This window comes from Methyloceanibacter sp. wino2 (assembly GCF_003071365.1).
Taxonomy (GTDB): domain Bacteria; phylum Pseudomonadota; class Alphaproteobacteria; order Rhizobiales; family Methyloligellaceae; genus Methyloceanibacter.
The window spans coordinates 2,330,666-2,355,848 of sequence record NZ_CP028960.1; the positions used below are offsets into that span (position 1 = coordinate 2,330,666).

General features: G+C 63.5%; 30 protein-coding genes. 17 read left to right on the plus strand and 13 right to left on the minus strand.

The genetic code is table 11. The annotated features are described in order from the left end of the window. Nucleotides 1-9: 9 nt before the first annotated feature. Complete coding sequence (locus DCY11_RS10905) at nucleotides 10-255, plus strand: DUF1244 domain-containing protein (RefSeq protein ID WP_069443507.1); 246 nt, start codon at nucleotides 10-12, stop codon at nucleotides 253-255. 171 nt (nucleotides 256-426) lie between these two features. After that, the gene (locus DCY11_RS10910; protein ID WP_108682908.1) at nucleotides 427-690 is read left to right on the plus strand and encodes a DUF2312 domain-containing protein; all 264 of its coding nucleotides are present in this window, start codon (nucleotides 427-429) and stop codon (nucleotides 688-690) included. A 50-nt stretch (nucleotides 691-740) separates the two neighbouring features. Here the strand turns inward: DCY11_RS10910 and DCY11_RS10915 are convergent, their stop codons facing one another. From DCY11_RS10915 to DCY11_RS10925, 3 genes are all read right to left on the minus strand, one after another. Beyond that, nucleotides 741-2,090: a DUF882 domain-containing protein gene (locus tag DCY11_RS10915; protein ID WP_108682909.1), complete on the minus strand. Its 1,350-nt coding sequence runs from the start codon at nucleotides 2,088-2,090 to the stop codon at nucleotides 741-743. Between the two features lie 309 nt (nucleotides 2,091-2,399). Further along, the gene (locus DCY11_RS10920; RefSeq protein ID WP_108682910.1) at nucleotides 2,400-4,301 is read right to left on the minus strand and encodes a murein L,D-transpeptidase; all 1,902 of its coding nucleotides are present in this window, start codon (nucleotides 4,299-4,301) and stop codon (nucleotides 2,400-2,402) included. Between the two features lie 22 nt (nucleotides 4,302-4,323). Then, complete coding sequence (locus tag DCY11_RS10925) at nucleotides 4,324-5,832, minus strand: sigma-54 dependent transcriptional regulator (RefSeq protein ID WP_108682911.1); 1,509 nt, start codon at nucleotides 5,830-5,832, stop codon at nucleotides 4,324-4,326. A 309-nt stretch (nucleotides 5,833-6,141) separates the two neighbouring features. Here DCY11_RS10925 and DCY11_RS10930 point away from each other — a divergent pair, with 309 nt between their 5' ends. Both DCY11_RS10930 and DCY11_RS10935 read left to right on the plus strand, forming a co-directional pair. Further along, nucleotides 6,142-8,043 (plus strand): M3 family oligoendopeptidase, encoded by a 1,902-nt coding sequence (locus tag DCY11_RS10930; protein ID WP_108682912.1) that lies wholly within the window; start codon nucleotides 6,142-6,144, stop codon nucleotides 8,041-8,043. 5 nt (nucleotides 8,044-8,048) lie between these two features. Continuing rightward, nucleotides 8,049-8,642, plus strand: coding sequence for a DUF6790 family protein (locus DCY11_RS10935; protein ID WP_208430450.1), 594 nt, complete (start codon nucleotides 8,049-8,051; stop codon nucleotides 8,640-8,642). 26 nt (nucleotides 8,643-8,668) lie between these two features. Here the strand turns inward: DCY11_RS10935 and DCY11_RS10940 are convergent, their stop codons facing one another. Next, nucleotides 8,669-9,139 (minus strand): DUF411 domain-containing protein, encoded by a 471-nt coding sequence (locus DCY11_RS10940; protein WP_108683796.1) that lies wholly within the window; start codon nucleotides 9,137-9,139, stop codon nucleotides 8,669-8,671. Between the two features lie 42 nt (nucleotides 9,140-9,181). Beyond that, nucleotides 9,182-10,123: an endonuclease/exonuclease/phosphatase family protein gene (locus DCY11_RS10945; protein WP_108682913.1), complete on the minus strand. Its 942-nt coding sequence runs from the start codon at nucleotides 10,121-10,123 to the stop codon at nucleotides 9,182-9,184. 107 nt (nucleotides 10,124-10,230) lie between these two features. On the opposite strand from DCY11_RS10945, the gene DCY11_RS10950 reads away from it, so the two are divergent. From DCY11_RS10950 to DCY11_RS10985, 8 genes are all read left to right on the plus strand, one after another. Then, a complete protein-coding gene (locus tag DCY11_RS10950; protein WP_108682914.1) occupies nucleotides 10,231-11,670 on the plus strand; it encodes an AarF/ABC1/UbiB kinase family protein in 1,440 nt (479 codons plus the stop codon). A gap of 102 nt (nucleotides 11,671-11,772) precedes the next feature. Continuing rightward, nucleotides 11,773-12,252 (plus strand): DoxX family protein, encoded by a 480-nt coding sequence (locus DCY11_RS10955; protein WP_108682915.1) that lies wholly within the window; start codon nucleotides 11,773-11,775, stop codon nucleotides 12,250-12,252. A gap of 4 nt (nucleotides 12,253-12,256) precedes the next feature. Continuing rightward, entirely contained in the window at nucleotides 12,257-12,703 is a 447-nt protein-coding gene (locus tag DCY11_RS10960; RefSeq protein WP_108682916.1) for a cupin, read from the plus strand. Between the two features lie 12 nt (nucleotides 12,704-12,715). After that, entirely contained in the window at nucleotides 12,716-13,633 is a 918-nt protein-coding gene (locus tag DCY11_RS10965) for a VOC family protein (RefSeq protein ID WP_108682917.1), read from the plus strand. Between the two features lie 136 nt (nucleotides 13,634-13,769). Continuing rightward, the gene (locus tag DCY11_RS10970) at nucleotides 13,770-13,913 is read left to right on the plus strand and encodes an aa3-type cytochrome c oxidase subunit IV (protein ID WP_245409346.1); all 144 of its coding nucleotides are present in this window, start codon (nucleotides 13,770-13,772) and stop codon (nucleotides 13,911-13,913) included. A gap of 113 nt (nucleotides 13,914-14,026) precedes the next feature. Further along, complete coding sequence (locus DCY11_RS10975; protein WP_108683798.1) at nucleotides 14,027-15,169, plus strand: Re/Si-specific NAD(P)(+) transhydrogenase subunit alpha; 1,143 nt, start codon at nucleotides 14,027-14,029, stop codon at nucleotides 15,167-15,169. Then, nucleotides 15,166-15,582, plus strand: coding sequence for a proton-translocating transhydrogenase family protein (locus DCY11_RS10980; RefSeq protein ID WP_108682918.1), 417 nt, complete (start codon nucleotides 15,166-15,168; stop codon nucleotides 15,580-15,582). Before DCY11_RS10975 ends, DCY11_RS10980 begins: the two co-directional genes overlap by 4 nt. A 15-nt stretch (nucleotides 15,583-15,597) precedes the next feature. Further along, nucleotides 15,598-16,992 carry an NAD(P)(+) transhydrogenase (Re/Si-specific) subunit beta gene (locus DCY11_RS10985; protein WP_108682919.1) on the plus strand — a complete coding sequence of 465 codons (1,395 nt, stop codon included), beginning with the start codon at nucleotides 15,598-15,600 and terminating at the stop codon, nucleotides 16,990-16,992. A gap of 40 nt (nucleotides 16,993-17,032) precedes the next feature. Here the strand turns inward: DCY11_RS10985 and DCY11_RS10990 are convergent, their stop codons facing one another. Continuing rightward, on the minus strand, nucleotides 17,033-17,731 hold the full coding sequence (locus DCY11_RS10990) for a Crp/Fnr family transcriptional regulator (RefSeq protein WP_108682920.1): 699 nt from the start codon (nucleotides 17,729-17,731) through the stop codon (nucleotides 17,033-17,035). 156 nt (nucleotides 17,732-17,887) lie between these two features. Continuing rightward, on the minus strand, nucleotides 17,888-18,043 hold the full coding sequence (locus DCY11_RS15575) for a hypothetical protein (RefSeq protein WP_159079963.1): 156 nt from the start codon (nucleotides 18,041-18,043) through the stop codon (nucleotides 17,888-17,890). Between the two features lie 479 nt (nucleotides 18,044-18,522). Between DCY11_RS15575 and DCY11_RS10995 the strand changes: the two genes are divergently transcribed. Further along, entirely contained in the window at nucleotides 18,523-19,404 is an 882-nt protein-coding gene (locus DCY11_RS10995; RefSeq protein WP_159079964.1) for an alpha/beta hydrolase, read from the plus strand. Between the two features lie 135 nt (nucleotides 19,405-19,539). Then, nucleotides 19,540-20,019, plus strand: a complete 480-nt coding sequence (locus DCY11_RS11000; RefSeq protein WP_245409347.1) for a Rieske 2Fe-2S domain-containing protein — start codon at nucleotides 19,540-19,542, stop codon at nucleotides 20,017-20,019. 25 nt (nucleotides 20,020-20,044) lie between these two features. Here the strand turns inward: DCY11_RS11000 and DCY11_RS11005 are convergent, their stop codons facing one another. The 4 genes from DCY11_RS11005 to purE all read right to left on the minus strand — a co-directional run bounded on the left by DCY11_RS11005 (nucleotide 20,045) and on the right by purE (nucleotide 22,814). Then, a complete protein-coding gene (locus DCY11_RS11005) occupies nucleotides 20,045-20,635 on the minus strand; it encodes a hypothetical protein (RefSeq protein WP_108682922.1) in 591 nt (196 codons plus the stop codon). A gap of 226 nt (nucleotides 20,636-20,861) precedes the next feature. Next, nucleotides 20,862-21,092, minus strand: a complete 231-nt coding sequence (gene rpsU / locus DCY11_RS11010; RefSeq protein ID WP_045368671.1) for a 30S ribosomal protein S21 — start codon at nucleotides 21,090-21,092, stop codon at nucleotides 20,862-20,864. A 146-nt stretch (nucleotides 21,093-21,238) separates the two neighbouring features. After that, nucleotides 21,239-22,324: a 5-(carboxyamino)imidazole ribonucleotide synthase gene (locus DCY11_RS11015; protein WP_108682923.1), complete on the minus strand. Its 1,086-nt coding sequence runs from the start codon at nucleotides 22,322-22,324 to the stop codon at nucleotides 21,239-21,241. Then, nucleotides 22,317-22,814 carry a 5-(carboxyamino)imidazole ribonucleotide mutase gene (purE, locus tag DCY11_RS11020; RefSeq protein WP_108683800.1) on the minus strand — a complete coding sequence of 166 codons (498 nt, stop codon included), beginning with the start codon at nucleotides 22,812-22,814 and terminating at the stop codon, nucleotides 22,317-22,319. Before purE ends, DCY11_RS11015 begins: the two co-directional genes overlap by 8 nt. Before the next feature lie 220 nt (nucleotides 22,815-23,034). Here purE and DCY11_RS11025 point away from each other — a divergent pair, with 220 nt between their 5' ends. Continuing rightward, on the plus strand, nucleotides 23,035-23,457 hold the full coding sequence (locus DCY11_RS11025) for a DUF4345 domain-containing protein (protein WP_159079965.1): 423 nt from the start codon (nucleotides 23,035-23,037) through the stop codon (nucleotides 23,455-23,457). On the opposite strand, the gene DCY11_RS11030 is transcribed toward DCY11_RS11025, so the two are convergent. Next, nucleotides 23,447-23,653, minus strand: coding sequence for a YdcH family protein (locus tag DCY11_RS11030; protein WP_069443571.1), 207 nt, complete (start codon nucleotides 23,651-23,653; stop codon nucleotides 23,447-23,449). The two genes, DCY11_RS11025 and DCY11_RS11030, sit on opposite strands and share 11 nt — an antisense overlap. 198 nt (nucleotides 23,654-23,851) lie before the next feature. Between DCY11_RS11030 and DCY11_RS11035 the strand changes: the two genes are divergently transcribed. Both DCY11_RS11035 and DCY11_RS11040 read left to right on the plus strand, forming a co-directional pair. Further along, a complete protein-coding gene (locus DCY11_RS11035; protein ID WP_083241206.1) occupies nucleotides 23,852-24,019 on the plus strand; it encodes a YdcH family protein in 168 nt (55 codons plus the stop codon). A gap of 300 nt (nucleotides 24,020-24,319) precedes the next feature. After that, on the plus strand, nucleotides 24,320-24,706 hold the full coding sequence (locus tag DCY11_RS11040; protein ID WP_245409348.1) for a cytochrome c: 387 nt from the start codon (nucleotides 24,320-24,322) through the stop codon (nucleotides 24,704-24,706). A gap of 44 nt (nucleotides 24,707-24,750) precedes the next feature. Here DCY11_RS11040 and DCY11_RS11045 read toward each other — a convergent pair whose 3' ends face one another. Next, entirely contained in the window at nucleotides 24,751-25,128 is a 378-nt protein-coding gene (locus DCY11_RS11045) for an STAS/SEC14 domain-containing protein (RefSeq protein ID WP_108682925.1), read from the minus strand. Between the last annotated feature and the right edge of the window lie 55 nt (nucleotides 25,129-25,183).

Genomic DNA, 25,183 nt, shown 5'->3' on the forward strand with positions numbered 1-25,183 from the left:
AGGTGCGCGATGGACGAGAAGACGAAAACAGAAATCGAGGCCGCAGCCTTCCGGCGGCTGGTGGAGCACCTGCAGGAGCGGACCGATGTCCAGAACATCGATCTGATGAACCTTGCGGGCTTTTGCCGGAACTGCGTGTCCGGCTGGTATCTGGAGGCGGCTGACGAGCGGGGTGTGCCGGTCAGTAAGGACGAAGCCCGGGAGATGGTCTACGGCATGCCGTATGACGAGTGGAAGGCGAAATACCAGACCTAGCGCCTCCCGTCTGCGCCGGAATCAACAGCAAGATTAATGGCTTAGCCCGCCGCGTCGCGCACGGCTTTGGATAAGCGGGAAAAGCCGCGTCTTCTGCCTTGCCGCTCATTCCGATTCGGCCCCAAGCTCGCGACTTCATCGAACCATCATAAAAGCCTTGAGGAACAAACCGTGCAGCTTCAGACATCGGCCAAAGATCAGCTTCGTGCCTTCGTATCCCGTATCGAGCGGCTGGAGGAAGAAAAGGCGGCGCTGTCCGCGGATCTGAAAGAGGTCTACGCGGAGGCCAAGGGCAATGGATTCGACGTCAAGGCGTTGCGCAAGCTCATCAGCATCAGGAAGCAGGATGATAATAAGCGCCGCGAAGAGGAAATGATCCTTACGACCTATCTCCATGCGCTCGGCATGGATGACGAGGAGTCCGAGGCGGCTTAAATCCCGCACGTAACGGGCTGGCGTGCGTCAGCCCTTCATGCGGCCTTCGACTAGCGGGAGGCGAGGCGCGTGGGGCCTTCCTTCGGGGCGGCGGCATAGAGGCGCGGCACGGCCGGTCCCGTCAGAGTCCGAATGCTGGCGAGGCCGAGATAGCCTGAGCTGGGGCGCAGCCCGAAGCGGCTGGAGCCTTCCATGTCGCGGAACATGTAGTTGATATCGCCCTGTTCCGGATGGGACATCGGGGCGACCTCGCGGTCGTGCGCCATCGAGGGGACGGCCATCAGTCGCGCGGTCTCGACCGCGACATAGGTCAGCTCGTCCGGATGGTCGTCGTCGAACGCGGGGGCATCGACGGGCTTGGCTTCCTGATAGCTCGGCACCTTTGCCCGGGCCGTGGTGGAGGCGGCGTCCGGCTGCTGGCTCTGAGGCGGGATGGGCCGGCTGGCTTCGGCCGAACGGGAGGTCTCGCGAGCCCAGGGCAGGGTGCCGCCAAGGCTTGCCAGCACGACGCCGTTAGACGGCTTGTCTTGATCGGGAATCTCCGCATCCGCCGGTGCGAGCGCCATCGGCTTGAATTGGGTGTCCGACGCGGAGGCGACCACCGGCATGGCCGCCGGCGGTTCGGAAAGCTGCGCCATGACCCGGACCGGGTTCGGTGTGGGCGGTGGCGTGAAGGAGGCGACCGCCGTGCCGGTCAGCCCTTGCGCCTGCGCGATCAGGACGTGGTCGACCATGCCCTTGGACTCGGCGCGGTCATAGTCTGCCTTGGTGATCCGCCGTCCGTCGGACGGCACGTAATCGGTCTTGCCGTCCGGAAACAGAGCTGCGAGTTCGAGGCGCGGCATGCGCGGCCACATGCGGACGTTGCCGACGTCCACATGGACGAATGGAATGCCGGACTTCGGGTAATAGCCCACGCCACCGATCTCTTGGATGAGGGCGGAAGCCCGAAGCTTCGCCACCGGAATATCCGGGAAATGAATGTCGGAGGCCTTGCCGAGCGTGTGCTGGCTGCGCCGTGCCTGGCCGCCACCGGCGCGGCGGAGCTTTTCGTTGGTCTTCGAGCTGCGATAGGCCGAAATCAGGTGGATGGGCTCTTTGGAGCCTAGTCTCGTGTGCAGGGTCCAGATCAGATCGATCAGTTCCCGGTCCATCGTCGTGGGCTCTTTGGCGCGCCAATCGCGCATGAACCAGTTGAGCTTCTTGAGCGCTTCTTCGTCCCACACGCCATCGCGCTTGTACGTGACGGTGATCGTCTCGTGGGTATGGATCTCATACATGGAAAGAGTACGGTCTTCGGCGGAGGCAACCGTCGCGTGACCGATGAGGCCTGCGGCGCCCATCGTCGCGATTGCAGCGCGCAGCATGGCGCGGCGTACAAGACTCCCCCGAAAACGCATCCCCGTCTTTCCGTATACCCTCGCCGGCGTTGTCAGCCGACTTTCCCCAGTGACACCAAGCCCTTAAGGCCATCCTGTGCCAGGGTCGCGTGTGCCCCACTGCGACCTATAAGCAACAGTAAACAAATAAAATGAGCGAAAAACAAGGCAAAGCCCTTAACCGTAAACACGCACTTCCGAGCGTAGTTAACGATTTCTGATCGGCCAAATAGCGCGGTTTTTCGGAAGGTTGCGTGGCCGCCGGTGCTGGCGGCCAGGCGTGCTCCGCCCCGATGGGCGAAGAGAGTCTTAAAGGTCAGGCGCGATTGGTCAGAAGCCGGTCCGCGCGAAGCGCGTGCCGGCGCGTCTCGGCGCCATCTCCGCCTGCTGCTCTTTCTTGGCCGCTGCGGCAGGGCGCTTCACCGCGGCGTAGTCCCGGCCGTTCTTGAGCAGGGCCGTGCGCATGCGGCGGTCGTGCCCATACAGGTCGCCATAGGTCTTGATAGACCCATCCTCGTTCACCCACAGCGTGAAGTAGGTGATGTAGACGGGGATCGCGTTGTTCAGCGGCACGTGCTTGTCGTAGCCGGTGTTGAAGGCGTCTCTCGTCTTCTCGGCGCTCCAGTTGCGGTCGTACTTCAAGAGCACGGCGGCGAACTCGTCCGGGTTCTGCACGCGCATGCAGCCATGGCTCTCGGCGCGGACGGTCTTGTTGAAGAAGTGCTTCTCCTGCGTGTCGTGCATGTAGACGTCATGCTTGTTGGGGAACACGAACTTCACGCGACCCAGCACGTTCTTGGGGCTCGGCGGCTGGTAGAAGTGCAGCTTGCGGATGTCCACGCGACTCCAGTCGATGGTCTGCGGGTCGATTTCCTGACCGTTGTACTTGATGCGCAGTTCGTGCTGCGCCAGCACGCGGGTGTCCCAGCGGCGCCCATACCAGCCTCCGCCATAGGGGCGGATATAGGGACGGATCTCGCCGGTCTTGATGGAGTTCGGCACATTCCAATAGGGACCGAACACCACCGACTTCATGTCGTTGGAGAAGACCGGCGTCGGCGTCTTGGTTTTGCCGACCACGACGCGGGTCGTGTAGACGGCCTCGTCGTCCTTCACCACGCGCAGCATGAACTCCGGCACGTTTACGGTGACGTAGAACCGGCCCTGGTCCTGGGGCAGCCAGCGCCAGCGCTCCATGTTCAGAAGGATCTTCTCGATGTCCGCCGGGTTGCCGGCGTTGCGCAGATGCGGCTTGTTCAAGAGCAGCCGCGTGCCCGGGCCGACCACGCCGTCGGCCGCGGTGTTGTGCGCCGTCTGGAAGCGCTTCACCGCCTCGCCGACCGTCTCGTCATAGAGCTCGGGGTCGCTTCCTTGGGGCACGCCGAGCCGCGTCCGCAGCAGAGCGACTTGAGGGTCGGCGTCGCCGAACCGGAGCAGCGGCCCGCTCGGGATCTGAATTTCGGGTTCCTTGGCAGCCGTATCGGTATTGCCGCCGCGCAGGTCGATGAGCTTCCGGCGCAAGGCTTCGAATTGCGGATGCTGCGGCTGGAAGCTACGCAAATACGCGCCTGCATCCGACCGGTAGGCGATCGACTGGATGACCTCGGCGGGCTTCGGCAACGCAAGGGTCGGATCGAGATTGCGCGAGATACGCCGGGGGTCGACGCGGCCGCCGCGTGCGTCGCGCGCGTAAGCGAGCACGGCATGGCTGATCTGAATTTCCGCCACCGCGAGTGCGTCCGGTGAGGTCTTATCGAGTTCGCTCAGGCGCGGCAGCTTGTAGTCCACCGCGTCCAGGCCGTAGTCGTCCGCGCGTTGGATCTCGGCCATCGCGGACTTGCCGCGAGCGGTCAGCCCGCGTCCGTTGACCCACAGCAGCGGAAGGTCCGGATCGGCGTAGTAGTCCACGAGCGCGGTCTTCTCGTCGGCTCTGAGGTTGTCCGTGGCCGCACCGCCTTCTGACAGCTGTGCCTGTACCGCCTTGCGAAGAGGATCGGCGGGCTTGGTCGGTTCGGCGCGCTGGACCGTATCGACGGCAGGCGCGTCCATCACGGTGTCGGGCGTGACGGTGCTCTCGCTCGAGTCGAACATCTGTATACGGAGGAACTCGGTGCTGCGCGGATCGGCGCCCAGCATCGCAGTGCTGGTCGTCCCGTCTTCCGCGGCAGCTGCGGGCAGACCCGGCAGAGTCGCGCAAAGAAGCGTCAGTGCGGTTGCGTAAGTAGCCTTCATGGCGCTTGTCCCCCTTTCCGTCCTAGTTCGGCCGCGCTTCGAGTCCGATCTCCCGCATCTTGCGGTAGAGCGTGGACCGTCCGATGCCGAGCCTCTTGGCGATCTCCGTCATGCGGCCGCGATAGCGTCCGAAGGCCAGCCGGATCATGTCCGCCTCCACGTCCTCGAGCGATCGGATGTCGCCGTTGGCGCTGAGGGCCGGGATGCCGACCGAGTCCTTGCCGTTGCGCGTCGGGACATGGATCGTCTTCGGCGTGTCGGCGGACTGGCCGAGCACGACCGGCCCGTCGATGTGAGGCGTCAGGTCCTTCGGGGCCGGCGCCGGCGGCACGGTCACCGCATAGCCTTCCACGTGCGCGGCGATCTGAGGGAATTCGCTGACCGTCAGCGTGGGCGAGTCCGCGAGCACCACGGCGCGGAACACCGCGTTCTCGAGCTGGCGGATATTGCCGGGCCAGCTGTAGCGCTGGAGCATGGCTTCGGCCTCGGCATCAGGTCCGTCGATGCGTTTTCCTTCCTCGGCGGCGAATCGCGCCGTGAAGTGACGAATGAGCTCGGGGACGTCATCCAGCCGCTCGCGCAAGGGCGGCACCCAGATGGGAAAGACGTTCAGGCGGTAATAGAGGTCCTCGCGGAAGCGGCCCTCTTGCACCAGCTTGATCAGGTTCTGATTGGTGGCCGAGATCAGCCGGATGTCGACTTTCACGGATTGCTTGCCGCCGACGGGATCGATCTCGCCGTCCTGAAGGGCGCGCAGCAGTTTCACCTGCGCATCGAGGGGCAGTTCGCCGATCTCGTCGAGGAACAGGGTGCCGCCGTCCGCCTCGACGAATTTGCCGACCCGCTTGTCGGTGGCGCCGGTGAACGCCCCGCGCTCGTGGCCGAAGAGGATGCTTTCGACGAGGTTCTCCGGAATGGCGCCGCAGTTCACGGTGACGAACGGCTTTGTCTTCCGGGCGCTTTCGCCCTGGATCGCACGGGCGATCAGTTCCTTGCCGACGCCCGACTCGCCTTCGATCAGGACCGGGATGTTCGATGAGGCGGCGCGCTGTCCGATCTCGATGACACGCTCCATGGTCTCGCTTCCGGCGATCAGATCGGAAAAACCGAGCTTGCCGTCGGCGGAGGCCTTCATGCGATTGATCTCGCCGGCCAGAGCCTCGATCTTGAGCGCGTTCTTGATGGAAACTTCGAGCCGCTCCGGGCTCACGGGCTTGACGACGAAGTCGACCGCGCCGGCGCGCATGGCCGCGATCGCGGCGTCGATGCTGCCATTGGCCGTCTGCACGATGACCGGCGGTTTTTTCGGGAGGGAGCGCATGGCGCTCAGGACGGCCATACCGTCCGTTCCGGGCATGACCAGGTCGAGAAGGACCAGGGAGATATCGCCGGCATTGCCGGCCTGCAGTGCAGCGAGTGCGGCCTCGCCGCCATCGGCGGATTGAACCTCGTAGCCGAACCGCCTCGTAATCTCTTCAAGAATACGACGATGGGTAGGGTCGTCATCGACGACCAAGACGCACTTGGGCATGACGCAAAACTCACTGGTTACGCAAACAACTACTGGAGCAGGCGCCAATGAGGCCGATACACTTGAGGCAACGTGACCCCTGCTGTGCCAAAACAGTGCACTCGAAGGGTAAACATGTTCTTTATCGCAGTTCGATTTTGGGGAAACTGTTGCGAATGCGTAAGTTTGCGTCCCACAACAAAGCGTTCTTAAGCCCTTGCGGGCGGCGCGGACGCTACCCAAACTAGGCGTAAGGAATCGACGCATTCGGGTGATAGCGAATCGCCTCCGGCACCACTCGCACCCCGCCAAAGAGGATTTTCAAGACTGATGCTGCCCCCCTGCTTTGCCCCTGGCCTGTTTCCCCATTTCTCAGCAACGTTCTCGCCCAAGGCGCTCGAAAAAGCCGGCGCCAAGCCGGGCGAGGGCGCCGCGCTCGGCGACCTGCCGGAATGGAACCTCGGCGATCTCTACGATGCCCCCGAGGCCCCCGCGCTCAAGGCCGATCTGGAAAAGGCCCGGCACGACGCCGAGGCCATGCACGAGCGCTATGCGGGCAAGCTCGAAGGGCTCCTCGACGGCGGCGCGGGCGGTGAGGCGCTTGCCGAGGCCGTGCGCAGCTTCGAGGCTCTGAACGACGTGCTTGGACGGGTGGCCTCCTATGCGAGCCTGCTCTACGCCGCCGACACCACCGATCCGCGGCGCCAGAAGTTCTACGGCGACATTCAGGAAACGATCACGGCGATCTCCTCGCAGCTTCTGTTCTTCCCCTTGGAGCTGAACCGCCTCGACGATGCGGCGATCGAAAAGGCGCTCGCCACGCCGTCTTTCGGCCACTACCGGCCCTGGGTGGAGGACTTGCGGAAAGAAAAGCCCTACCAGCTCGAGGACAAGCTGGAGCAGCTGTTCCACGAAAAGGCGGTGAGCGGGCGCGGGGCGTGGGACCGGCTTTTCAACGAGACCATGGCTAATCTGCGCTTCGACGTGGACGGTCAGGACCTGAGCCTGGAGCCGACCCTCAACCTGCTTCTCGATCCGAAAGAGAAGAACCGCAAGCACGCCGCCAAGGCGCTCGCGAAGGTGTTCAAGGACAACATCCGGCTGTTCACGCTGATCACCAACACACTCGCCAAGGACAAGGAGATCTCGGATCGCTGGCGCGGCTTCGAGGACGTGGCCGACAGCCGCCACCTGTCCAACCGCGTGGAGCGCGACGTGGTCGATGCGCTGGTGGCCGCCGTACGCGATGCGTACCCGAAGCTGTCGCATCGCTACTACGCCATGAAAGCCAAGTGGCTCGGCATGGACACCCTGAAATACTGGGACCGCAACGCGCCGCTGCCCGAAGAGCCCAAGCAGATCATCGGCTGGAACGATGCACGGGAGACGGTGCTCACAGCCTATGGCGATTTCTCGCCGCGCATGGCGGAGATCGCCGGGCGCTTCTTCGCCGATGGCTGGATCGACGCGCCGGTCCGCGAGGGCAAGCAGCAGGGTGCCTTCTCGCATCCGACCGTGCCGAGCGCGCATCCTTACGTTCTGCTCAACTACCAGGGCAAGCCGCGGGACGTGATGACGCTGGCCCACGAGCTGGGCCATGGCGTGCACCAGGTGCTGGCGGGCAAGCAGGGCGCGCTGATGGCGCCGACGCCGCTGACGCTCGCGGAAACCGCAAGCGTGTTCGGCGAAATGCTGACCTTCCGGAAGCTGCTCGACCAGGCGCCGAGCCCCCGCGAGCGCAAGGCACTGCTCGCCGCGAAGGTCGAGGACATGCTCAACACGGTCGTGCGGCAGATCGCGTTCTACAGCTTCGAGCGGCAGGTCCATACGGAGCGCCGCGAGGGCGAACTGACGAGCGACCGCCTCGGCGAGATCTGGATGGACGTGCAGCGCGAGAGCCTGGGCCCGGCTATCGAGCTCAAGCCGGAATACGAGACCTTCTGGTCCTACATCCCGCACTTCATTCACGCGCCGTTCTACGTCTACGCCTATGCGTTCGGCGATTGCTTAGTGAATTCGCTCTACGCCGTGTACGAAAAAGCCGATGCGGGCTTCGCGGAGCGGTATCTCGAGATGCTTTCCGCGGGCGGCACGAAGCATCACAGGGAACTTTTGAAGCCTTTCGGTCTTGATGCATCGGAGCCCCATTTCTGGTCCATGGGTCTCAAGGTGATTGAGGGCTTTATCGACGAGCTCGAAGAGATGGACCGGGCGGTGGTCGCGGAGGCCTAGAAGACATGAGTCAGGTTGCGCTGGTTCCCCTTCTTGCTTGGGTTGCCGCGTTAGCCTGTTGGGGTATCGCGTTGTGGCGCGCTCCCCGGCCCCTGCTGCGCTGGTTCGTACTGGACCGGGCTCTGCGCTACGTCTTCATCTTTCCGCTCGGGCTGCTCGGGATTTGGGCGTTCATTGGTCACGTCATGTTTCCCGCCCAGTCCGCCGCCGCAATCGGCTGGCCGCCGAGCCCGTTCCAGTTCGAGGTGGGCTACGCGAATCTCGGGCTCGGCCTTGCGAGCCTCTATGCGGCCTTCACGACGTTCTATGCGCGGGTCGCCGTGGCGATTGCCGCTTCCTGCTTCCTGGTCGGCGCGGGCATCGGCCATGTGCACGACATCATGGCGTACAACAACCTAACACCGGGCAACGCGGGGCCGATCCTCGTAACGGATTTTCTGACGCCGATGGCGGTGCTGGCCCTGTTGATCGCGTCCGCGCGGCGGCCGAAGCAGCGGCCTCGTTCGCCGGACTCCGCGGCGCTGGAAGCCGAGATAGAAGTGGCGCGCGACGCCATGCGCTCCTATCGCGAAGCGCTCGACAGATTCGTCAAAAGCTAGGGCCTAAGGCCGAGCGCAGCAGGCGATCAGTGCTGCGCGAAGACTTCCGTGCTGCCGTCCTTCTTCACGAGAAGAACCTCATAGGGATCCGTCTTGCCGTCCGGCTGCTCCATGCCGGGGGAACCGAGCGGCATGTCGGGCACGGCGAGGCCGATGGCGTCGGGGCGCTCCTCGAGAAGCCGCTTGATATCGCCGGCGGGGACGTGACCTTCGATCGTATAGCCGTCGATTTGCGCCGTGTGGCATGAGGCGAGTTTCGGTCCGATGCCGGCCTGGGCTTTGATGCGATTGAGCATGCCCTGGGTCGTGTTCTTCGTCGAAACCGTGAACCCGTTCTCGGTGAGATAGTCGGCCCATTTCTGACAACAGCCGCAGGTCGGCGATTTCCAGACCTCGATCGCGGGGCTCGCTTCCGATGACGCATGGGCGGGCAGGGCGGCGGCAAGCGCGCTTACGAACAGTGTGGCGGCAATGATGAGAGGACGTGTCAAAATCATCACGGGCTCCTTGAGCAGAAACGGGGCCAAGCGGCCCGCATCCTAGTCCACGAAAGCGATATCGGCGACCACGGGCAGGTGGTCGGATTCGAGCCGGTTCGCAACCGTCAGATCGATCTTCGACAGTTGCGGGGAGACGAAGACATTGTCGATGGGCAGCACCGGCACGAGGGGCAGCGCCTTCCAACGCGCGGGCCATGTGGGCACGAACGTGTTGAACCTGCCCAATCCCGTCGCGGCGGAGAACTTGTGGGCCTTGTGTGTCCACGGCGCGGCGTTGAAGTCGCCTGCGACGATGACGGGGCCGGTAAGGCTCTGCACGAACTTGGTCAGGTGCTCGTAATCGTTCTTCTGCTGCGACGCATAGAACGGCCGCGACATGTGTGCGCCGACGATGTTGACCTCGCGGCCTTCCACGTCGAGCTTCGCCCAGGCCACGATCAGCGATTGCCAATAGGGTTGGTCCGGACGATCCAGGCGGCTCTTTTCCACGATGGGATATTTGGACAGGATCACAAGGCCGTGCTTGCCCGCCTGGTGGGGGTAGGTCTCTTGCATGTCCCGAAGGAAGCCCTCGTGCTTCCAGCGGATTTCTTCCAGCACCACGACGTCCGGCTCAGTCTCGGCCAGAAACGCTTCGACCTTTTGCAGGTGAAGATCACCCTTGCCCCACATGTTGAACGTCGCCACGCGCAAGAACCGTTCGGCATTCTCCGGCGCGTTTGCAGCCGCCCCGGAAAGGTTCGGGATCAACGTGGCGAGTGCGATCGCCAGAAGCGCGCCGGTCGTGACAATCAGCATGCGGCTGCGCAAGGCGAGGCTCAGGAGAAGGAGCACGGCGAGGCCGACCGCAAGCAGAAGCAGGCCGTTGTTCACGATGTCGAGCGCCGGATAGGTCTCCGCCAGCCCGCCGATAACGAGGGCCGCTGCCGCGAACAGGCAGCCGGCAATGATGGCGGCTTTGAGCATTTTCGAGTACGGCATGAAAAGTTTGTTCTGGACGTGACGATGTGAGGATCGGCTATCGTGTGGCCGGATTCGCGATCCTATATGTGGTGTATCCCATTGATAGGGGAAGGGTTACGGAATTCATGAACGATTTGTCCGACCGTTCGGGTGGTGCGCCGAAGGACGATCCGGAGGCCACGGATCGCGAAAAGAACCGCTTCAGCGCGCGGGCCCTGCGCTACGGCCGGGTCGGCGCGAATGTGGGTGGCGTTGCCGCGCGCATGGCAGGGCGGCGCTTGTTCGGGCTCGACTCGGAGACCGAGAAGGAAGCCGCGGCGCTCGCGATGGCGCTGGGCGGGCTCAAGGGCCCCATCATGAAGGTGGCGCAGCTCCTCGCGACCATTCCCGATGCGCTGCCGCCAGAATACGCCGAGGCCCTCGGCAAGCTGCAGAGCCACGCACCGCCCATGGGCCGCGGGTTCGTCAAGCGGCGGATGGCCGCCGAGCTCGGCCCGGGATGGGAAAGCAAGTTCGCCAGCTTCGAGTATGAGGCCGCGGCGTCGGCCTCTCTCGGCCAGGTTCATCGGGCGGTTGCTCACGACGGACGGGACCTCGCGGTCAAGCTGCAGTACCCGGACATGCGCTCCGCCGTCGAAGCGGACCTGGTGCAGCTCGGCATGCTGTTCTCCGTGCACCGGCGCATGCGGCCCGCGGTCGAGACGTCCGAAGTGCTGAAGGAACTGTCGGAGCGTTTGCGCGAGGAACTCGATTATCGGCGCGAGGCCGGGATGACCCGCCTCTATGGCGAGATTTTCTCGAGCGACGCCCGCGTGCGGGTGCCGGAGGTATTGCCGGCGCTATCAACGGACCGTGTGCTGACGATGACGTGGCTCGAGGGGAGAAAGCTCCTCGACTACAAAGACAGCTCGCTCGAAGACCGCAATGCCATCGCACAGGCCATGTTCCGCGCTTGGTGGTATCCGTTCAGCCATTACGGTGTCATTCACGGCGATCCGCATCTCGGCAATTACACGGTGTTCGAGGACGGTGCGGGCCGGGCTGCCGGGATCAACCTGCTCGACTATGGCTGTATGCGGACTTTCGCGCCCAAGTTCATCCAGGGTGTGATCGATCTCTACAACGGGCTGCTACGCGACGACCGGACCTTGGTCGTGCATGCCTACGAGACATGGGGTTTCGCCGGCCTGTCGAACGAGCTCATCGATATTTTGAACATCTGGGCCCGGTTCATCTACGGCCCGATGCTGGACGATCGTGTGCGCACGATCGCGGACGACGTAGATCCGGGCATGTACGGGCGGAGAGAAGCCTTTCAGGTGCATCAGGCGCTACGCGACAAGGGGCCCGTCACCATTCCCCGCGAGTTCGTGTTCATGGATCGCGCCGCGATCGGACTCGGCGGCGTGTTCCTGCATCTGAATGCGGCGCTGAATTTCCACGACCTCTTCGACGAAGCCATTGCGGGCGTCGATGTGGGTACCGTTACGCAGCGCCAGTCGGAGGCCTTCTCGTTGGCGGGCGTGCCGCTTCCCGGCGCCGATGCGTCTGAGACAGTTTCCTGACAAATACGCGACAAGGGTTGTGATTGCACGCCACATGCCCGAGGATTCGCCAACGACCCGACATTCACCGGAACCGATGTTCATCGGAAGGAGGGGCTGGCGATGGAGTGGCTGATCAACGATGCGCTGCCGGTGCTGGCGCGCATCTTCATTGTCTGGATTTTTCCATTCAGTTTCATCGATAAGATCATCAATCACGAGGCGGCGGTGAAGCAGGCGTCCTCGAGCTGGCTTCCGGGCGGGGCGGCGCTGCTCTATCCGGCCATGGCTGTCGAGCTGCTGACGCCGCCGATGATCGTGTTCGGCTTCTACGACGGCATCGCCGCGTTTGTTCTGGCCGGTTACTGCGCCATCACCGCGCTCCTGTTCCACAACTTCTGGAGCTACCCGCGCTTCTGGTCGTCGGACAGCGAGGGCTATCCCCATGTCTGGGACTTCTTCAAGAATTTCGGTCTCGTCGGCGGACTGATCTTCGTGATGCTCGCGAGCGGGTTCTTCCAGGGTGCGGAAAAGGAAATCGAGGAGGTCACGATGCTGACACCGGAGATTTCAACCGTTGCTGGGGCGCCGGAGGCCCGTTGACTCCATGAAGGCGCCGACACTCTCCTATTGGCACGTTTGGACGGGCGACGATGGGGGTACCCGTCAGACTCGATGCGCGCTCACGAATTTCGCTATGCAGAGCATGGGCGGGAACGCCGCGCCGCAATGGAACGCGGAGATCTGCGAGTCGAAGGCCAACGTGATGGTGTGCGTACTGCCGGTCGGATGGGTGGGCGATTGGCACGAGAACCCCAAACCGCAATGGATCATTCCGCTGTCGGGGACGTGGTACGTGGAAACCATGGATGGCACGCGCGTCGAGATGGGGCCGGGCGAGATTTCCTTCGGCGCCGATCAGCATACGAAGCCCGATGCGGACGGGCATTTCGGTCACAAGTCGGGCACCGTAGGCAAGGAGCCCGCGACGCTCATGCTCGTGCAGCTGGACGATCCCCGTTTCGTGGCTGCCCGTCCGGGAATTTTTGGATAAGGACGTTGCCGCATGCCTGTCACGCAGCTTGTCCATGTCGACATCACGGTCGCCGATCTCGACCGGGCGGTAGGCTTCTTCCGTGACGGGCTCGGGCTGGAACCGGGTCCGGTCCAGAGCTCTCAGGACATGCAGTGGAATGCGCTTCTGGGACTTGAGCCCGGAACGCACATGCGGACAGCCGATATTTGCTTCGACCGCGAAACGCTGAGGCTCACGGCGTTCGATCCGTCCGGGGTGCCGTATCCGACCCCGCGCGCCTCGAATGATCCATGGTTCGAGCACGTGGCCTTGGTCGCCGGCAATATTGAGGCCGTGTGGACCCGGCTCGAGGAACAGAAGCCGGAAGCCGTCACAGCGGGGGCGCCCGTGCTGTTGCCGCCGAATACCGGCAGCGTGACCGCGTTCAAGTTCCGCGATCCGGAGGGACATCCGCTTGAGTTGATCTCGTTTCCGCAAGGGGTCGGTGATCCCCGCTGGCAGACGGGCGGCGCCGGCATTCGCGGCTTTGACCACACCGCGATCGTCGTGACCGACCTCGACCGCAGCCTCGCATTCTACACCGGGCTGTTCGGGATGAAGATCGGCGGGCGTTCCCTCAATCAGGGGCCCTGTCAGGATCTCCTCGACGGACTTCCCGGTTGCCTCGTCGACGTGGTGGCGCTCCAGCCCCAAGATCAGCCGACGCCCCATGTGGAGCTGCTGCACTACCGGGAGCCGCCGGGACCCGCACCTCTGCCGCCGCCGCAAGCGAACGACGTGGCTTCGATCCGGCAGGTCCACCGGGTGGAGGGGCTGGACGCGCTCGTACAGGCCCTGAAATCAGCCGGTGTGACCTTCCTTTCGGACGGTCTCGTCAGGCTCGCGGATGGTGGAAACGGGGCCACCGTCCGGGACCCGGATGGGCACATGATCGTACTATTGGACTAGCTCCGGACGCTTCCTGCTCACCTGAGGATTATTGCGGCAGGCCCCTTAGTCTGCTATTTCCGGATGATGCGACGATGTCGCGACGTGGGCGCGAAACAGTCGCCAAGCAAAGACAAAGATCTAGGGGGATAACCGGATGCACATTGATCCCAAAGAGGGCCACCCGGAAATGGATTACGCCGAGCATCTCGGCACGTACAAGCTCTTCTGCGGCCTGTTCCTTTGGGGCACGCTTGCCTGCGTGGCGATTGTCGCGGGCATGGGCTTCTTCCTCACCTAGGCTGAAGGCCTACCACGGATGGGAGGTGCCTGACCTCCCGCTCTTCTAGAACCCGACAGCGCTCGGCGCACCGTCAATAGTGGATGGGTGCGCCCGCAGCAAAGGGAGCCAAGATGATTGCAATTGGCGTACCCGCGGAAGGCTCCGAGGAGCCTCGGATCGGCCTTACCCCCGAGACCGTCAAGAAGCTGGTGAAAGCCGGCGCCAAGGTCACGGTGCGGTCTGGCGCGGGGCTTCGATCCCATTTCAGCGACGAGGATTACAAAGAGGCCGGCGCGTCGATCGCCAAGTCCGACGAGGACGCGGTATCCGGTGCGGATGTGGTTTTCACCGTCCGGCGTCCGTCCGTCGACCTTGCCAAGGCGATGAAGAAGGGCGCTTCCCTGATCGGCATGCTGGATCCGTTCTCGGACAAGGCCGGTCTCGAGGCCCTTGCCAAGACCGGCGTGTCGCTGTTCGCCATGGAGTTCATGCCGCGCATCACGCGCGCCCAAAGTATGGACGTCCTGTCCTCGCAATCGAACCTCGCGGGCTACAAGGCGGTGGTCAATGCAGCCGCCGCGTTCGAGCGGGCCTTGCCGATGATGATGACCGCGGCGGGTACGGTCCCGGCCGCACGCGTCTTCGTCATGGGTGTCGGCGTGGCTGGGCTCCAGGCGATCGCCACCGCGCGCCGCCTCGGCGCTATCGTGACCGCGACCGATGTGCGGCCTGCCGTGAAGGAGCAGGTGGCTTCGCTCGGCGCGAAGTTCATCGCGGTCGAGGACGAGGAATTCAAGCAGGCCGAGACGTCCGGCGGCTACGCCAAGGAAATGTCTGACGAGTACAAGAAGAAGCAGGCCGAGCTCGTCGCCGAGCACGTCAAGAACCAGGACATCGTCATCACGACCGCGCTCATCCCGGGGCGTCCGGCGCCGAAGCTGATCTCGACCGCGATGATCGAAAGCATGAAGCCGGGCTCCATCATCGTGGATCTTGCGGCGGAGCGCGGCGGGAACGCGGAACTGACCAAGCCCGGCGAGACCGCCGAGCACAAGGGTGTGCGCATTTTCGGCCAGCTGAACCTGCCCGGTCAGGTGCCGGTCAACGCCTCCAGCCTCTATGCGCGGAACCTTCAGGCGTTCATCGAGCCGTTCATCGACAAGGAAACCAAAGAGCTCGCCATCGATTGGGAAGACGAATTGGCTATCGGCACGGCGATTGCCCGTGACGGTGCGATCGTCAACGAGCGGGTTGCCGGAGGGAAGACATCATGACGAAAAGGACCCTTCTAACGGGGATCATCGTTGCTCTCGTAGCGCTTGCCTCCGATGCGTTTCTGGCGGGCGCGGCTCTTGCGGCAGAGGCCGCGGAAGGCGGTGGCCACGATTTCATGTCGCAATTCTCGATCTTCGTGCTGGCGGTGTTCGTCGGCTACTACGTGGTTTGGAGCGTCACGCCGGCGCTGCATACGCCGCTGATGTCGGTGACCAACGCGGTGTCCTCCGTGATCGTCGTGGGCGCGCTGCTCGCGGTCGCCGTCGAGGCGGGAGACGCGGTCGCGTCCTCCGGTCATTGGCTGGCGAAGATCCTGGGCTTCGCCGCCCTGATCCTGGCCTCGGTCAATATCTTCGGCGGGTTTCTCGTGACGCAACGCATGCTCGCCATGTACCGGCGTAAAGACCGCTAGGGGGATCTAAAGAACATGTCCTCCGAACTCGTCGCACTGCTCTATCTCGTTTCGGGCGTCCTCTTCATCCTCGCGCTGCGGGGACTGTCGTCGCCGGAGACCTCGCGCCAGGGCAACTACATGGGCATGGCCGGTATGGCCATCGCCGTGGCCACCACGCTCGCCGTGGCGCGCCCGGACTCCGGTCTGTCCTGGGGCATGATCATTGCCGGTATCGCCATCGGCGGGACCATCGGCGCCGTCATCGCGCGCCGTATTCCCATGACGGCGATGCCCGAACTCGTCGCCGCCTTCCACTCGCTGGTGGGTATGGCGGCCGTGCTCGTGGCGGCCGCGGCCTACTATGCGCCCGAAGCGTTCGGTATTGGGTCGCCCGGCAACATCCGCGTGGCGAGCCTCGTGGAAATGTCCTTGGGCGCGGCCATCGGTGCGGTCACCTTCACCGGGTCGGTCATCGCCTTTGCGAAGCTCTCGGGCCGCATGTCGGGTGCGCCGATCATTCTGCCGGCGCGGCATTTCATCAACATTGCGCTCGGAATCGCGCTGATCGCCTGCATCGTGCTGTTCTGCCAGCAGCAGACGCCGCTCCTCTTCTGGGCGATCGTGGCGCTGTCGCTGCTCCTCGGCATTCTCATCATCGTGCCCATCGGCGGCGCGGACATGCCGGTCGTGATCTCGATGCTGAACTCGTACTCGGGTTGGGCGGCCGCCGGTATCGGCTTCACGCTGGGTAATACGGCGCTGATCGTCACCGGCGCGCTGGTCGGCTCCTCGGGCGCGATCCTGTCCTACATCATGTGTAAGGGCATGAACCGCTCCTTCATCAGCGTCATTCTCGGTGGCTTCGGCGGCGAGACCGCAGGCCCCGCCGGCGACGGCGAGCAGAAGCCGGTCAAGCTCGGCTCGGCCGAGGATGCGGCCTTCCTGATGAAGAACGCGGAGAAAGTCATCATCGTCCCCGGTTACGGCATGGCCGTCGCTCAGGCGCAGCATGCGCTGCGGGAAATGACCGACGAACTCAAAGAGGCCGGGGTCGAGGTCAAGTTCGCCATCCACCCGGTCGCGGGCCGCATGCCGGGGCACATGAACGTGCTGTTGGCCGAGGCCAACGTGCCCTACGACGAGGTGTTCGAACTCGAGGACATCAACTCGGAATTCGCGCAGACGGACGTGGTCTACATCATCGGCGCCAACGACGTGGTCAATCCGGCCGCAGAAGACGATCCCACATCCCCGATCTACGGCATGCCCGTGCTGCAGGTGTGGAAGTCCGGGACTGTGCTCTTCAACAAGCGCTCGCTCGCATCCGGCTATGCCGGCATCGACAACCCGGTGTTCTACAAAGACAACACGATGATGGTGCTGGGCGACGCCAAGAAGATGACCGAAGAGATCGCCAAAGCGATATAACAAGGCGATCTAGGCCGATGGCCGCGCGGCCATCGGCGCCTTATTGGTCGAGTTTGACCCAGAGGCCTTCGAGGGAAATGCGCCGGTTGAGCGCGCCGGGGTCGGTCAATACCAGCGCTCCGCGCGTCTTTTCGACGAGCGCGTCTTTCTCCAGCGCGCGCAGGGCGCGGGAGACCACCTCACGGCGCGAGCCGATACGTTCGGCGAGGTCCTGCTGGTTGGGCGGGGGCGAGATGCTCCGCTGGCCGTCATGGCCCGGGCGCGGGCGCGACAGGCGCAAGAGTTCGGCGTAGAGCCGCTCGGAAGCCGTCAGGTAGGCGTGCTCGTAAAGCTGCAGGTTGAGGGAGCGGATGCGCCCCACCAGCATGTTGAGCACTGTGCGGCACACCTCCGGTTCGTGCGCCAAAACGTCCATGAATGCCGCCGCCTTCATGGAGCCGATGAGGGATGTCTGCATCGTGGTGACGCTTGCAGAGCGGGGGATCCCGTCGATGGCCGCCATTTCCCCGAACATGGAGCCGGGTCCCAGTTCGCCGAGGATGACCTGCTTCCCATCGTCGGCGCGGTGGATGACGCGCACCGAGCCGTTGACGACGAAAAGCACGTCGTTCGACGCGTCGTCCATATCGATGACCAGCTCGTTCGCCGGGTAGGTGCGCCAAGTGACCGCCGGGGCGAAGCGCTTGGCATTTTCCTCGCCGAGCGAGGCGAAGAGTTCTATGTCGCCGATCTCGCCCATGAATTCGGATGATACCAGGGGTCCCGTCCCGGTCCACTCCAGAGGCGGGACGTGACACCAGACATGACAAAGGCCCGGAGGGGGGAACTCCGGACCTTTGCTGGTGAAACGGCTTTTGCGCTACGGGGGGCGAAGCGCGAGGCCGTTCGAATGTCTTTAGCGGCCGCTGCCCAAGTCGAGGCCGGAGACGCCCAAGATGCCACCGCCGAATTTCGGGCCGGCATTTGCCTTCGTTGGGGAAACGGTGATTGTCGCGCAGATCAGCGCAGCGAACAGCGCGCCGAGGATCAGGTGGCTCTTGAGTGCGATCATCTTTCGTCTCCCGTGTTCCATGATCCTAAGATAGGGGCTTGCCCGCGAAAGCGCTGTGCATTCCGTCACAGCGCGGCAGACCATCGCCTCGCCACCGTCTCGTCTCGACCGCCGCGATACGGTTAACCGTCTCGAATTCAACGAAGAACTGCCAAGGTGCGGCCGGGATTCGCCCATTTTGCGGCTTCAATCGTCCCTTACCCACCTGCGCCTTGGCGGCTGTGCGGTGCGGCGTGTGACTTTTGTCCATTGATTCCCCCACCGTCCGGACCATCTAGCATGAGATCGAGGCGCCCCTTATCCAAAGGTTAAAGGGAGCTCCAGAGATCGAAAGACGCCATTAGGCAAGCATAAACTCTGGTATTGGGAACTCGGTACAGAGTTCGATCGGATGAATGACCCGTTCAGGCGCCATTCATACATGGTCCGTATTTTGCGGGCCGACCAATAATAAAGATAAGAGAGGCGCAGACAGGGTCATGTTGAACCTTATTCTAGCTCTTTTCGTGATTTTCGCGCTGTTTTGCATCGTCGCGCGGCTGCTTCATCGCTATTTCCTCTATGTGCCGGACCGCACGCGCATCAACCCGCGCGAAGCCGGTCTGACGGGCGTCGAGGAGATCGTCTTCAAAGCGGCCGACGGCAAGAAGCTGATCGCCTGGTACCGCCCGGCTGCGCAGGGCAAGCGCACCCTCCTGTACTTCCCCGGCAACAGCGGCAATGTCGCCGCCCGGGCAGGCAAGATCCAAGCCATCGCCGCAGACGGCTACGGCGTCTTCATCGTCAACTATCGCGGTTTCGGCGGATCGTCCGGCCGTCCTTCCGAGAAACGTATCGTGCGGGACGCGGTGAGCGCCTACGACGCCTTGCGCGGGCTCGGCGTGCCGCCTCGTGACATCGTGCTCTATGGCGAGTCGCTCGGCACCGGCGTCGCGACCCAGGTTTGTCAGCAGCGCGAGGCCGAGGCCGTGGTGCTGGAATCGCCATTCACGTCGGTCGTGGACGTGGGCAAGCTGGCCTGGCCGCTTCTGCCGCTGCAGCAGATCATGGTCGATCAGTATCGCACCATCGACCGCATCGGCTCCGTGGACGTGCCGCTCTTCATCGTCCATGGCGGCCGTGATGCGGTCATCCCTCTCGATATGGCGCGCCGCGTTTTTCATGCGGCCAGCGATCCGAAGACCCTCACGGTCGTGCCGCGCGCCGGACACAACGATCTGTTCGAGCAGGGTGCCTGGGCCCGGGTGCGCGACTTCCTGGCCGGTCTCGGTACCGAAGCCGTGCCCGCGGTCGAAACGCAGAACGCGGCCCGCGCCGGACGGCCTGTGGAGATCCCGGCCGCAGCCGCGGCAGAGCGCTAGCGCTCGTTTCTCATCACCCCTCGTGGGCTCCATGGCCGGCACGGACCTCCGCGCCGGCCATTTTTGTGCGCGGGTTTCCGGCCGAGGACTGCGGCGCCTGAGGGACGTCTGGCGTCCAATTTGCAAGGCTCATCGATGAAGCACGCAACAGCCGTCAGAGATGAGGATTTCGCGATGACCGAGATAGCGCCGACCCAACCGCTCGTTCCCTATGTCGTATGCGGGCTCAACGAGATCCCGAGCAAACGCGCCAAGGACTTTCGGCTGGGACGTATCGAAAACGGCGAGGTGAAGCACTGGTCGGTCGTCATCTACCGCCTGGGCCAGCAGGTCTACGGCTACGAAAACCAGTGCCCCCATGAGGGCGTCGGCCTCGATTTCGGCGGCGAGCGCTTCGTCAACGACAACGGCAGCCTCCTGATGTGCGGCAAGCACGGCGCGTTGTTCAACCCCGGCACTGGCGAGTGCATTGACGGTCCTTGTGTTGGGCTGTCGTTGAAGCCGGTGAACCTCGTCGTTCTCGATGACGATGTGTGCATCGTCGGCGTCGAACTGGCCGGCGACGACATCGACGAAGACGACGAGGTGTCACTCTGTGAGGACGCGGGCGTCTAGAGGACCGGGCAGAGACCGCCTGGGGCTAGACGGGGCGGTTCTCGTTGCGGTTCTTGACCGGCTCCATCTCCTCGACGCCCTTTTCGAAGCTGATTTCCTCGAACGTGTCGTCGAATTTGAGGGCGGCGTCCAAGACATAGGCCGTCTTGTCCACGGTGCTCATCTTCTTGACGTCGTTCTTTTCGATCCTGAGCAGTTCGAGCATTTCCTTCCAAACCGACGATTCATCGCACGGGAAGACGTAGAAGCTCTTGCCGTCCACGGTGACCGAGAACGTCTTGCTGAGGTCCACGTTGTTGCAGAACATGAAGTACTTGCCGTCGGGGCCTAGGAGGTCGCCCATGACGTCGACCACGTCCTGCAGATATTCGAAGTTGTGGAGGTAACCCGCCATGACCGGTATGTGGTCATCGCCCTTGCTGGAGAGGGTCAGGATCTGCTCCATGCAGAACTCCGGCGGCCGCGCCTCGTCGGCGAGTTTTTCCTGGAACTTCAGAGCGAAATCGCCGCGATAGGCGAAGCGGTCCCCGTCGGTGGTGGGGGCTTTCAAGACCGCATTGAAGAGGCGGCCTTCGTTCTCCAAACGGCCGTAAGGCGTCTGATCAATCGTCGTCATGGTGGTGTCCCGGTTTGTTGGTTTTCCGACGCAAAAAGCGCCCAGGCGGGACAGATGCAAATGCCCTGCCGGTTTGGGGCCGGCACATTATCTTGGCGCTACCGCGCTTCGCGCTACTTGAGCGCGTGTTCTTCGGCGGTATCGTGCAACTCAAGGCGCGCAGATACGACAAAGCCGGGAAGGATCTTCCCGGCTCTTGGCAGCGCTGTAGTTCTGAAGAGTGGTCTTAGCGGCGGCCGCGGGGGCGTCCGCCAACGCCAGACTCACGCTGGGCCTTCTTACGGGCCAGCTTCCGCGCCCGGCGGATGGCCTCGGCCTTCTCGCGGGCACGCTTCTCGGAGGGCTTCTCGTAATAGTTACGGAGCTTCATCTCGCGGAAGATGCCTTCGCGCTGCATTTTCTTCTTCAGCGCCCGGAGGGCCTGATCGACATTGTTATCGCGAACGACGACTTGCACGCGTCTCTAATCTCCGAATTAGCGTTGGTTTTGGGATTGGAGCGAAGCCACAGCAACCCATTTGCGGATCACCTGAATCACGCATCCAGGGGGTGCTCTAGCAAACCTGCGGCGGGTTGTCCAGACCGCGAGAGTGTCATCGGCGTCTATGTTTTAGGGGAAATTCGGTTGATATGGCCCATCTTGCGCCCCGGCCGGGCTTCCGCCTTACCGTAGAGATGCACTGCGGTGCCGGGTTCGGCGGCGTATTGGCGCCAGCTGTCCGCGTCGCTGCCGATCAGATTGGTCATCACGGCGTCGCTGTGGCGGGCCACGTCGCCAAGAGGCCAGCCGCAAATGGCCCGGACGTGGTTCTCGAACTGGCTGACGAGGCAGGCATCTTGGGTCCAGTGCCCCGAATTATGGACGCGGGGGGCGATCTCGTTCACGGCAAGGGCAGGGCTCTCACCGCCGGTCTGGAACATCTCCACGGTGAGGACGCCCACATGGCCGAGCGCCTCGGCGATCTTGCCGGCGATTGCTTGCGCCTCCCTCTCGAGCGCAGCCGGGATGTTCGCCGGGACCGTGCTGGTGTCGAGGATGCCGTCCTTGTGGACGTTCTCGACCACATCGTAGAAGCGCAAGGCTCCATCCCGCCCACGCACCGTCACGACCGAGAGCTCGCGCTCGAACGGGACCATGCCCTCCAGGATCGCCGGCGCCTCGCCGATGGACTCCCAGGCGCTCTCGGCCTCGCGAGGCGTATGGATCCAGGCCTGGCCCTTGCCGTCATAGCCGAAGCGGCGGGTCTTGAGCAGGGCCCGCGGCGGGATCCGCAGGATCGACTCTTTCAGGTCAGCCAGCGTGTCGATGGCGGCGTAAGGCGCGACGGCGATGCCGAGACCGCTCACAAAGTCCTTCTCGACCAGCCGGTCTTGGGCGACTTCGAACGATTTCACGGGCGGGAAGACCTGGGCCTGCGCGCTGGCCGCCTCCAGGGCTGCCGCGGGCACGTTCTCGAATTCGCACGTCACCACATCCACTTGCTTGGCGAAGCGGGCGACCGCGTCCAGGTCGTCATAGTCCCCAACGCTTCCCTTGGCCGCGACGTGGAAGGCCGGGGCGTCCGGGGTGTCGTTGTAGATATGTGTCTTGAGGCCGAGCCGGCTGGCGGCAGCGGACAGCATGCGGCCGAGCTGGCCGCCGCCCAGAATGCCGATCGTGCTGCCGGGTGGCAGCGGCGCGTCAGTCATTATCCTCGACGGTCTCGGCGACCGCGTCGGACTGGGCGCTGCGCCAGGCCTCCAGACGCGACGCCAAGCCGGCGTCCGACACGGCCAGAATGCTGGCCGCGAGAAGCCCCGCATTGGTGGCGCCCGCCTTGCCGATGGCAAGCGTGCCGACCGGGACGCCGCCCGGCATTTGGGCGATGGACAGGAGGCTGTCGAGCCCTTTCAGGGATTTGCTTTCGACCGGCACGCCGAGCACAGGCAGGGTCGTCATGGAGGCGGCCATGCCGGGCAGATGCGCGGCCCCGCCGGCGCCGGCGATGATGACCTTCAGGCCCCGCCCGCGCGCGCCCGTGGCGTAATCGTAGAGGCGCTGCGGGGTGCGGTGGGCCGAGACGACCTTCGTCTCGTACGGCACCATGAGCGCGTCCAGGATTTTTGCGGCTGCTTTCAGGGTGGGCCAGTCCGACCGGCTTCCCATGATGATGCCGACGGAGGGGGTTGCCTCGCTCATGCTTTCGCCCATCAAAAAAACCGCCCGAAGGCGGATCGCGGAAAGCGCGCGATTATAGGCGGGCCAGGGGGGTTGGCAAGGCGGGTTTCGGCTGGTTCTGGCATCAGGCTTAAAGGCCTTCGCGCCGGCAACATTGGCCGGAGCAGAAACAAGCAAGCCAAGCGCCGGAAAAGGCGGCATGATTGGGATCTGCGATTCCAATCCGGAGCGAGAGAGCCGAATGTCCGACGCCGTCGTTGTGCCCAAAGTCGACAAGCTGATGCGGCTGTTCCTGCTGGGGTCGGCGCTTCTGATCGTGCCGATCGCGCTCAATTACGGGCTCGCGCCGGCGAAGACGCTGCCGATGTTTCTGACCATGCCGGAGCTCGGGACGGACCAGACCCATATCTACCGGGGCGTCATGTGCCTCTATCTTGGCGTGGGGCTGTTTTGGGCCGTCTCGGCCTTCAGGCCCGAATGGCAGCGCGTCGCCATGATCACGGTGATCGGCTTCGCCTGGTCCATCGCGGCCGGGCGGCTGATCAGCCTCGTGGTCGATGGACGACCGAGCCTGCTGCTGCTGATCTATCTGGGTATCGAGATTTTCGCGGGGCTGCTGGGCCTTGCCGTCCTGGCGGCGGCCGACCGGAAGCTTAAGCGATAATATCGGGAAGCAGTTCGTCTTCGATCCGGATGATCTCGTCTTTCAGAAAGAGCTTCTTCTTTTTTAGTCGCTTGAGCTGCAATGCGTCCGCGCGGCCCGACTCCTCCAGCGCGTTGATCGCACTGTCCAGGTCGCGGTGCTCTTGTTTGAGCTTCCCCAGTACAGCCCGAAGCTCGCGGATCTCCTCGCTCTCCATCGGGCGCTCCTTGTTCATGTGGCCGGGAGTATCTTTCCGAACCTCAATTGGCGCAAGAGGCCGTCCGCCGGATCGCCGGTCCCGACGGTCCAATTCTTAAAGGTTGCGTCGAAACGACCGCCCAATCAGCCGTGATTAGACAAGGCCCGGTCTCTTTGTCAGAATAGTTACATCGACAATTCAATTCGGAGGTCCGGTATGGCGTTAGAAGCGCATCTCGATGAATTGGCAGAGAAACACCGCGCTTTGGATCGGAAGATCGATGAAGAACAAGGAAGGCCCACGGCGGACGCCTTCAAAATCGCCGAACTGAAGCGCCGGAAGCTCTACCTCAAAGACGAGATGGAACGCCTGAGACACAGTTAGCCTCACGAGGTCTCGAGGCTTTTCAGCCCCAAGGCCATCGGCCTCCGTCCCCGGAGGCCTGATCGAGAGAATTGCATTATTGCCGTGCCCGGCCTGTGGAAAACTCGCAGTGCTCCGCGCGGACCGGAGTTGTTGTTGCCACGCCCTTTTAGCCCCGCGCTACGGCGTGGCTTTTTATTGTCCGGGCCTATTTATTGTCTGGCGTGTGGAACCGCGGGCCCGTCTTGACGTATCTCAGTGGTGCCCGCGCAATCTGCGCTATAGCTATGCCGGGCTCGAATCAAACTTGAGGCGGAGGCCATGCGGCTGGGACTGGGCGGCTTTTTCGAACGCGGCGTGCTGACGGCGCTGCTGGTTTTCACAACCCTGCCAGCGCTCGGCGCTGACGAAGACCCGACGGCCAAGGGCGAGGCGATGGCCAAGGGCGAGGCGATCGTGAGCGAGCATTGCGGCCGCTGCCATGCGATCGGGGTGGCCGGCGAGAGCCCGAACAAGGAAGCGCCGCCGTTCCGCGTTCTTTCCGAAAACTATCCCGTCGACGATCTGGCAGAGTCGCTGGCCGAAGGCATCATGTCCGGGCATCCGGACATGCCCGTCTTCGTCTTCCAGCCCGACGAGGTGGATGCGATCATCGCCTATCTGCAGTCCATCCAGGTCACGCCGGAGCCGGCGGACGCCCAAGGGTAGATGCGAAGGAACAGGCGTCAAAGGGTAGGCGCTGTGCCTGTTCCTCAGACGTCGGCGGCGCCTTCCGGCCACATCAGCCAGTCGCGGGCTTCGGCGATCTGGTCCGGGGCGAAATGCTCGACCTCGCAGGTGATGAAGGGCGCCACGAAGCTGGACCACAGATTGCGGATATGCGGGTCGCAGACGATGGCGATGCGGTTGAAATCCTTGAGGTGACGGAGGCTGAACTTCACGTCGTGCCACAGAGCGGCGGCATCCATGCCCTCGAAGTCGGAGATCTGTTCCAAGACGCGGACCTGACCATGGCGCGCAATGAAGGCTTCCAGCTTGTCCGCGACGCGGTCGAACTCCTCGGTCGACACCTTGCCGCCTATGTGGATTTCGACGGCCTGGGCATTGTCATGTTCGACATATGACAACATCTACGGAGTGTACCTCTTGATTGGCGGCAGTTGCCAAGACGGAACGGTCGCCTGT